Origin of the sequence: Pseudomonas sp. RL, from assembly GCF_000647775.1 — a bacterium.
In the GTDB taxonomy this organism is placed as follows: Bacteria; Pseudomonadota; Gammaproteobacteria; order Pseudomonadales; family Pseudomonadaceae; genus Serpens; species Serpens flexibilis.
In genome coordinates, this window is the sequence record NZ_JBOY01000211.1 from 1 (window position 1) to 857 (window position 857).

An 857-nucleotide genomic window follows, 5' to 3' on the forward strand; every position below is an offset into this window, starting at 1 on the left:
GAGCCCGCCATCCATGATGCGTCCCGACGCCAAGGTCCAGAAGGTCTACCTCTACCCCAAGCCTGTCGACTTTCGTAAATCCATCAACGGCCTCGCCGCCTTGGTCGCGCTGGATATCAAGGTGGAAGTGTTCAACCCGGTGCTGTTCGTATTCCTCAACCGCGCCCGCAACCAGGTGAAAATCCTCTACTGGGAACGCAATGGTTTCTGCCTGTGGCTCAAACGTCTGGAGGCCGAGCGCTTCAAGACCCAGCCCGATGCCGGTGACGAGGCCATCGAGCTGACGGTCGATGAACTGAACTGGCTGCTTGATGGCATCGACCTGTGGCGCAACCGCCCGCACCGCATCATGACGCCGCGTTTCGTTGCCTGAGCCGGTATAATCCGGTGCCATGATTCTCGCGCCCGAAACCCTTCCAGACGACCCGGTTCTGCTCAAGCAGATGCTGTTGTTGGCGCATGGAAAGGTGGCGCAACTCCAGGAGCAAGTGGCCCTGCTGCGCCACAAACTGTTCGCGCCCAAGTCCGAGCGCAGCCCTGAGGATGCCGACTCGCCGCAACTGGCGATGTTCAACGAGGCCGAAGAGCTGACTGAAGCGCCGGCTGCCGAGCCAAGCGAAGCCGAAGCCGAAGCCGAAGCCGAAGAAGTCGTCGCCCCCGTCAAACGTCGTGGCAAGCGCAAGCCGCTGCCGGCCAACCTGCCGCGCGTGGAGGTCATCCACGAGCTGCCCGAACACGAGCTGACCTGCGCCTGCGGCGCCTGCAAGCAGGTCATCGGCGAGGAGACCAGCGAACAACTGGAAATCATCCCGATGCAGGTGCGGGTGATCCGCCACATCCGCAAGACCTACGCCTGC

2 protein-coding genes are annotated in these 857 nt (G+C 62.3%); both read left to right on the forward strand.

The features are described from left to right. Positions 1 to 16 precede the first annotated feature (16 nt). Positions 17 to 373, forward strand: a complete 357-nt coding sequence (tnpB, locus tag AS93_RS0118270) for an IS66 family insertion sequence element accessory protein TnpB (protein ID WP_081798360.1) — start codon at positions 17 to 19, stop codon at positions 371 to 373. A 19-nt stretch (positions 374 to 392) separates the two neighbouring features. After that, a partial coding sequence (locus AS93_RS19845) for an IS66 family transposase zinc-finger binding domain-containing protein (RefSeq protein WP_037010151.1) occupies positions 393 to 857 on the forward strand: 465 nt, incomplete at its 3' end.

Coding starts and splice junctions, on each gene's coding strand:
- tnpB (WP_081798360.1), top strand. CDS start 17: ATGCGTCCCGACGCCAAGGTCCAGAAGGTCTACCTCTACCCCAAGCCT.